Source organism: Eudoraea sp. (assembly GCF_049669105.1).
Classification (GTDB): Bacteria; Bacteroidota; Bacteroidia; order Flavobacteriales; family Flavobacteriaceae; genus Eudoraea.
The window spans coordinates 1-7384 of sequence record NZ_JBATKE010000193.1 but is presented as its reverse complement, the minus strand read 5'-3'; the positions used below and the strand labels follow the sequence as shown (position 1 = coordinate 7384).

The 7384-nt window shown below is 38.3% G+C and carries 8 protein-coding genes; 2 read left to right on the top strand and 6 right to left on the bottom strand.

Annotation, left to right across the window (positions count from 1 at the left end):
- Positions 1-1091: ABC transporter permease (locus WBM60_RS14685; RefSeq protein WP_424283262.1), on the top strand; the 1091-nt coding region annotated here is incomplete at its 5' end.
- A gap of 47 nt (positions 1092-1138) precedes the next feature.
- Here the strand turns inward: WBM60_RS14685 and WBM60_RS14680 are convergent.
- The 3 genes from WBM60_RS14680 to WBM60_RS14670 are packed head-to-tail and all read right to left on the bottom strand — an operon-like array spanning position 1139 to position 3937.
- Positions 1139-2518, bottom strand: coding sequence for an NAD(P)(+) transhydrogenase (Re/Si-specific) subunit beta (locus WBM60_RS14680; RefSeq protein WP_424263699.1), 1380 nt, complete (start codon positions 2516-2518; stop codon positions 1139-1141).
- Complete coding sequence (locus WBM60_RS14675) at positions 2518-2826, bottom strand: NAD(P) transhydrogenase subunit alpha (protein ID WP_424263701.1); 309 nt, start codon at positions 2824-2826, stop codon at positions 2518-2520. Before WBM60_RS14675 ends, WBM60_RS14680 begins: the two co-directional genes overlap by 1 nt.
- Before the next feature lie 13 nt (positions 2827-2839).
- Positions 2840-3937, bottom strand: coding sequence for a Re/Si-specific NAD(P)(+) transhydrogenase subunit alpha (locus tag WBM60_RS14670; protein WP_424263703.1), 1098 nt, complete (start codon positions 3935-3937; stop codon positions 2840-2842).
- A gap of 415 nt (positions 3938-4352) precedes the next feature.
- Here WBM60_RS14670 and WBM60_RS14665 point away from each other — a divergent pair, with 415 nt between their 5' ends.
- Positions 4353-4853: a hypothetical protein gene (locus WBM60_RS14665; RefSeq protein ID WP_424263705.1), complete on the top strand. Its 501-nt coding sequence runs from the start codon at positions 4353-4355 to the stop codon at positions 4851-4853.
- Positions 4854-4869: 16 nt separating this feature from the next.
- Here the strand turns inward: WBM60_RS14665 and mgrA are convergent, their stop codons facing one another.
- The 3 genes from mgrA to WBM60_RS14650 form a co-directional block, all read right to left on the bottom strand.
- Entirely contained in the window at positions 4870-5862 is a 993-nt protein-coding gene (mgrA, locus tag WBM60_RS14660) for an L-glyceraldehyde 3-phosphate reductase (RefSeq protein ID WP_424263707.1), read from the bottom strand.
- Positions 5863-5934: 72 nt separating this feature from the next.
- On the bottom strand, positions 5935-6999 hold the full coding sequence (locus WBM60_RS14655) for a uroporphyrinogen decarboxylase family protein (protein WP_424277764.1): 1065 nt from the start codon (positions 6997-6999) through the stop codon (positions 5935-5937).
- Positions 7000-7029: 30 nt separating this feature from the next.
- On the bottom strand, positions 7030-7384 hold a 355-nt coding region (locus tag WBM60_RS14650), incomplete at its 5' end, for a carbohydrate-binding protein (RefSeq protein WP_424283261.1).

Below are 7384 nucleotides of genomic sequence, written 5' to 3'. Positions count from 1 at the left end.
AGTTTAAGCAGATCTTTAGAAATAAGGGAATGCTGCCTATTATTTTTATTATGCCTATGGTTCAGCTTCTGATCCTGGCAAATGCAGCAACATTTGAAATTAAAAACATCAAATTTGCTTACCTGGACAATGATCGTACAGCCATGTCGCGTGCGTTGCTGGAAAAATTCAATGCATCAACCTATTTTAATGTTCTCACAGCTTTTGCTTCTGAAAAACAGGCAAATTCTGCTATGCTAAATGGTAATGTGGATGTGGTTTTAGAAATACCACCCTATTTTGAAAGGGATTTGATTAAGGAAAAACAAAATGAATTAGGACTGACCATAAATGCCATAGATGGGGCCACAGCCGGTGTAGAAAGCGTTTACGTAAGTCAGATTGTACAAAGTTTTAATAAGAATCTAAGAACTGTATTGATGCAGGCTTCAGATAAAATTAATAGACCCATACAGATCACAACAATTCCTTCCTTTTGGTATAATGAGACCTTAAACTATAAAACTTTTATGGTCCCCGGTATATTGGTATTACTGGTTACAATGATTACCCTGTTCCTGTCCGGGATGAATATTGTACGGGAAAAGGAAATCGGGACTCTGGAACAAATAAATGTTACACCCATACAAAAAAAGCAGTTTATTATCGGGAAGTTGTTTCCTTTTTGGGTTATTGGAATGGGGTTGTTAACCATTGGCCTCATCATTGCAAAACTCATTTTCGACATTCCAATAGTGGGGAGTTTAGCCCTGATGTACGCCTATACATCTATATATATATTTGTTGTTTTAGGGATAGGATTATTTATTTCCAATTTTACAAATACCCAGCAACAAGCCATGTTTATAGCCTGGTTTTTTATGGTGATTTTTATACTAATGAGTGGCTTATTCACGCCCATAGAAAGTATGCCACAATGGGCCCAGTTTATAACCGAGTTTAACCCCATCAAATATTTTGTTGAAGTAATGCGAATGGTAATGCTTAAAGGCTCGTCGTTTAAAGATATATTACCTCAGATGATAAAAACATTGCTCTATGCACTAGTAATGAATGGATTGGCAGTTTGGAGCTATAAAAAAACCAATTAACCAGGAGGTTCCTGTATTATCTTCGTTTTGGGTTACCCCCATCCTCATTACATATTCTTCAATTCACTAACCAGACTGGTCAATGCGTCTTTCGCATCCCCAAAAAGCATAACTGTTTTATCATTGTAGAACAGTTCATTTTCAATTCCGGCATATCCGGCATTCATGGTACGTTTATTAACTATGATATGTTTAGCATTTTCAACATCCAGGATAGGCATTCCATAAATTGGGCTTGAAGGATCGTTATGTGCAGCAGGATTTACCACATCATTTGCTCCAACTACAAGAACAACATCAGTATTCTTAAATTGAGGATTAATATCATCCATTTCTAACAACAGGGAATAATCCACATTGCTTTCTGCAAGCAATACGTTCATGTGGCCCGGCATACGGCCGGCTACGGGGTGAATGGCATATTTAACATTAACTCCTTTCTTCGTCAGCAATTCTTCTAATTCATGAATGACGTGTTGTGCCTGAGCAACTGCTAAACCATAACCCGGTACAATAATTACATTGGTAGCGTAATTCATCATAATTGCGGCATCGCTGGGGTTTGTTTTCTTAATGGACCCAAATTTTTTATCAGAATCAGCTACAGAATCTGTTGCTCCGAAAGAACCAAATATCACTGCGCCTAAGGTTCTATTCATTCCCTTACACATTGCTATTGTAAGTATAATCCCGGCAGAGCCCACAAGAATACCTCCTACTAACATCACCATATTGGAATATAAAATTCCGGTTATTGCTGCTGCAATTCCGGTCAAAGAATTAAGTAATGAAATTACCACTGGCATATCGGCACCACCTATGGGCAGTACGAATAAAATTCCATAAATTAAACCGGTAGCCAACAAAATCCCCACAAAAACCTGATCGTTAACACCTGTAGTTACCATAAAGACAGCAAAAGCAATAATCCCAATTAAAAAAAGATTGTTTACTATTTTGTGAAAAGGAATTTTCACTACGCTTTTAAGGGACCCATTTAATTTTCCCCAGGCTATCAAACTTCCTGAAAAAGTAATTGCCCCGATAATTATACCTGAGACAATAGTTGTGGCTTGCATCTTATCTCCCACATTTTTACTGAATTCTACCAAACCAATTAGGGCCGCACTTGCACCCCCAAAGCCATTGAACAAAGAGACTAATTCCGGCATCTTTGTCATTTTCACTTTTATGGCCATCCAGGCTCCTATAGCAGAACCTATTACTATTGCCAACCCAATTAAAATATAAATAATTGTTGGCACCTGTAAATCATGGATAAAAATAGTCCCTGCAATAGCAAGACCCATACCAATGGCAGCAATTAAATTGCCGTTTTTTGCAGTAACCGGATGTCCCAGTTTTTTTAATCCAATAACAAAGGTTATCGTGGCTATCAGATAGATAATACTCAATGATATACTCATTAATTTTTCTTTTTAAACATTTGAAGCATTCTGCCTGTAACTGCAAAACCACCCACAACATTTAAGATTCCTAAAATTACCGCTATAAATCCAAGGGTCAGGGCCAGATAATCTTCCGGATCTGAATTCAGCATAACCAATATGGCGCCCACGACCACCACACCACTTAAAGCATTAGCACCTGACATCAATGGCGTATGCAATACTGCAGGGATGTTCTTGATGACTTCAACACCTACAAATATCGCAAGGATTAAGATGTATGTGATTTCGAGATTAGCACTAATAAATTCTATCACTTCATTCATAGTATTTGTTTTTCTAATTTCGAATAATTCCGTTATGTACAATTAAAGTTTCATTTGTTATTTGTTCTTCCAGATCCCATTTGAATTTGGTGTCTTCGGTCAGATGCATAATAAAATTGTACATATTTTTGGCATATAAATCACTTGCGTTTGTAGAAACACTCTCCGGGGCTATAGATGTGCCGATCACCTTCACCCCTTTTCTCAATACGGTTTTATTCAGTTTGCTGATTTCGCAATTACCACCCTGGGCAGCCGCCAAATCTATAATTACAGCGCCATTTTTCATTTGTAACACTTGCTCTTCAGTGATTAACATAGGAGATTTTCTTCCCGGAATGCCAGCAGTGGTAATTACAAGATCGGCCTTAAAAAGCGACTTGTTAACGGCTTCTTTTTGCCTTCGAATGTAATCCTCAGAAGCTTCCTTGGCATATCCGCTGTCAGATTTACCATTACCCCCTTCCACCAAAATAAATTTTGCGCCTAATGATTCAACCTGTTCTTTGGTCTCCAGCCTGATATCGGTAGCCTTGACCATAGCGCCTAAGCGCCTTGCCGTTGCTATGGCCTGTAACCCTGCAACTCCTGCGCCATAAATTAAAACCCGGGCTGGTTTTATAGTGCCGGCGGCGGTCATCATTAATGGAAATATTTTTTTCATTTCATAAGCCCCGAGAATTACTGCCTTGTAACCGGCCAAATTGCTTTGTGAACTCAAGACATCCATATCCTGAGCTCTTGAAATACGGGGAATAGCATCCATAGAGAAAGCTGATGCGCCTTTATCAGCAATTTTTTGAATCAATTCCGGGTTTGATTTATGAAATAATTGACTAATCAACACCTGGCCTTTGCTGACCAATTTTAAATCTTCTTCATTAAATGGATTAATTTTTATAAGTAGTTGTGCATCTTTAAAAACAACACCTCTCTTTTCTACCGTTGCGCCTGCTTCCCTGTAGTCTGAATTCTTATAAGATGAATAAGTGCCTGCATCTTCTTCCACAATTAATTTGAAACCCTTATCAATTAATTGTTTTGTAATTGTTGGAGAAATTGAAACACGCTTTTCGCCTTTTTGAGTTTCCTTCAATATGCCTATTCTCATATTCGCTGGTGGTTTATTCGCGTATTGTGTTTTTGGTCTTGGTCTGTAAATTTAAGGGTTTATTAAAAAACTGAACTATCTATTTCCATATTTGTGTATTCCGGTAAACAGTTTGGCATAATATAAGTTGGTAAAACGGTGGATATATAAAGTTCGGTTCTTAACAATCCATGAAAATATGTTATTTTTTTTAATTCCGCACATATCGTATCAAAAGTCTAACGAGTATTTTCATATATAAACTATTAAAGATAGCAGTATTTAACTCGCTATAATTGCAATTAGAGCAATTGAGCTTGTCTACAAGGAATATTATTTAATTTTCACAACCATATAGGTCTGTTTGGCAACAAAAATGACAGCTACTTTAAAGAAGCTGCTAGTTTTGGCGTTATATAATGAAATGTCAGTACAAATGAAAAATATAATTATAGCATTAGCTTTCACTTTTTCAGTAACGGGATTCTATGCGCAAGAAGGATTAAAGCTAGGACTTCACGCAGGTTTGCCTATTGATGATTTTAATGATGAAATAAGCCTGATGGTAGGTTTGGATCTGGGATATATGTGGGCTCTGGGTGAAGTAGTGGATCTCGGCATAAGTACTGGACTTATTTACGGATTTAAAGATTCTTTTCAATCAGATGAAATTGTATCTGGACTAACTGATGTACAATTTGTACCACTTGCCGCTTCATTAAGAATTTGGCCTTCTAATTCGTTCTCCTTTGGTGTGGACGGCGGTTATGGCCTTGGATTAAATAAAGGGAATGATGGCGGAATTTATTACAGACCTATAATTGGTTATTTAATGGGGCCTATGACTGAAATTAACCTGTCCTATACCGGAATACAATTAGAAAACAGAACCTGGAATACGGTTTCCCTGGGATTCTTGCATACTTTCGAATTTTAAAAGGAGGCAAATCTCACTAATCCCTTAATATTTCTTCGATTAATTGTAATTCTTCCGTTGTAAATTCCATTTTATCAAGTATCCCAACAGCATCTTCTATTTGCGATACTTTGCTGGCACCTATTATTACCGAAGTAACTCTTTTATCTCTTAAAACCCAGGCAAGCGCCAGTTGAGCCATTTTTTGCCCTCTGGATTCAGCGATTTCATTCAGTCTTTTAATTTTGGCTATCTTTTCTGGTGTGATATCTGTAGATTGCAGGTAGCTATCCGCTTTTGATGCCCTGGAGCCTTCAGGAATCCCCTTAAGGTACTTATTTGTCAAGAGCCCCTGGAATAAGGGACTGAATACTACAGAACCCACCCCATTTTTTTCGAGCACATCCAATAATCCATCCTCTACCCATCTGTTGAACATGCTGTAAGACGGCTGATGCACCAGACAAGGCGTACCCAGGTCTTTTAATATATTTATTGCCTGCTGAGACTGCTCAGGATTATAGGAAGATATACCTGCGTACAAAGCCTTACCCGATCTAACTATTTGATCAAGCGCCATCATCGTTTCTTCTAAAGGCGTGTTTGGATCCGGTCTGTGACTATAAAAAATATCTACATACTCCAGTCCCATTCGCTTCAGGCTTTGATCACAACTGGCAATTAAATATTTTCTGGAGCCCCACTCGCCATAAGGTCCGGGCCACATATCATAACCTGCTTTTGAGGTGATGATCATTTCATCTCTGTAGGATTTTAAATCAGACTTTAGAATTCTTCCAAAAGTCTCTTCTGCAGAGCCATACGGAGGCCCGTAATTATTGGCCAGATCAAAATGTGTTATCCCCAGGTCAAATGCCCTCCGTACCATATTTCTGCCATTTTCATATACATCTATTCCTCCGAAGTTGTGCCATAATCCCAGGGATATTGCGGGTAGCAGCAAACCACTGTTTCCGCAACGATTATATTTCATTTTGTCATACCTTTTATTATTGGCTGTATATTTCATATGTAGAAAGCTGTTATTGTTGTAATTTTTGACTTAAATTCTAAAGTAATTCGAAAACTGGTAGAATATTCACTAATTGGTAATAGCATGACCCGCGTCTACAGCGGTTCGTACTTTCTTCCAATCCACTTCGCCTAATAAAGCACATTCCGCGCCTAAAATAAAACGATCCGGAGCTTCTTCAAGAACTGCCGTTACCTGTTGTCGTATCTCCTGATCGGTACCGGTTAGGATAGGTCCTCTTTTCTCCAGGCCACCCATTATAGGCCGTTCGCCAAACATGGTATACAATTCTTTTAAGGGTACCTTTTTATCAGCAACGATATCACTCAAATTTACGATATGACCAGGATAATCAATAAATGGGCTTAAATCGTCATAAGGGCCTTCATAGTCACAAATATGCAAAACATTGCAGATACAATTATCATTAATTTCGTTTTGTACAACCATATCCGTAGGCTTAATATAATCCAGAAAAATATTGGGATCCTGAAACCTAAAAGCTTCATTGCCCTGTGATGGAGCTAAGAAACCATCGACCCCTAATTTTATACATTCTTTCAAAAAGATCATTACACTGTCAGTGATAATTTCAAGGCCCTTTTTAACACTTTCAGGATCTTGTTTTAAATGTTCGGTAACCAATTGACTAGTAACACTGTGACCGGCGCACATAAAAGGAGAATAAAAAGTGGCAATGACAGGAGCTAACTTTTTACCCTGTTTTACAAGTTCCGTAACCACATAAAGCTGCTTTTCGTAATAGTCTTTCCCGTAAAATGGCATATTGGCCCAGTCTTCCGGTTTTTTTATGGTATCGATAGCCGGAAACAGTGCTTCATACTGGATTTTGATAAAATCCATATCAATAGCCTTAAAATATTCGAGATGCCTGGCTACCGCGGCATCACCCCATTGATACCCTTCGCCAAAATGTACGAAAAAACCACTTGGAATATAGTCCTGCTTTCCGGTTGAAGTCAACAGATTTAAAACAGCCTCCCTTTTATTGAAGACAGGTGCAGACTCGCAGGATCCTAGGCCAAAAGCCCCCAGACCTGCTGCATATGTTCCAGCTGAGATAAGACCCAGAGATTTGACAAAATCCCTTCTTTTAATTGTTTGTATGTCCATAAATCAGAATTTTAAAATAATGAATTCTTGCTAGTTGTTTTTTTTAAGTTCAAAGGAGAGATAATCATAATTCATCTGTCCTTTTTCAAGGGTGTGTAAAGTGAGTAATTGTATGCCGCTTTTAAGCTCAATCTCACCAAGCTCTTCAGCAAAGTTCCAATGGTGCCATTGACGCCAGGCGATTGTATCATTAGGGTCATAAGTAGATTTAATTTCCAGAGGACCGGATTCTCCTCCGGTAGTTGTTGTGATGCTAATTTTCCCGTCTTTATTAGCGGTATACATTAATCCAATTTGGTAGATCCCTGTGGCTTTCACATCTATAGTATATCTTGTCCATTCGCCTGGTTCCGTCCAGCCAACATATAACTGCCCCTCCTCAGGC

Coding starts and splice junctions, on each gene's coding strand:
- WBM60_RS14680 (WP_424263699.1), bottom strand. CDS start 2,518: ATGAGTATATCATTGAGTATTATCTATCTGATAGCCACGATAACCTTT.
- WBM60_RS14675 (WP_424263701.1), bottom strand. CDS start 2,826: ATGAATGAAGTGATAGAATTTATTAGTGCTAATCTCGAAATCACATAC.
- WBM60_RS14670 (WP_424263703.1), bottom strand. CDS start 3,937: ATGAGAATAGGCATATTGAAGGAAACTCAAAAAGGCGAAAAGCGTGTT.
- WBM60_RS14665 (WP_424263705.1), top strand. CDS start 4,353: ATGAAAAATATAATTATAGCATTAGCTTTCACTTTTTCAGTAACGGGA.
- mgrA (WP_424263707.1), bottom strand. CDS start 5,862: ATGAAATATACAGCCAATAATAAAAGGTATGACAAAATGAAATATAAT.
- WBM60_RS14655 (WP_424277764.1), bottom strand. CDS start 6,999: ATGGACATACAAACAATTAAAAGAAGGGATTTTGTCAAATCTCTGGGT.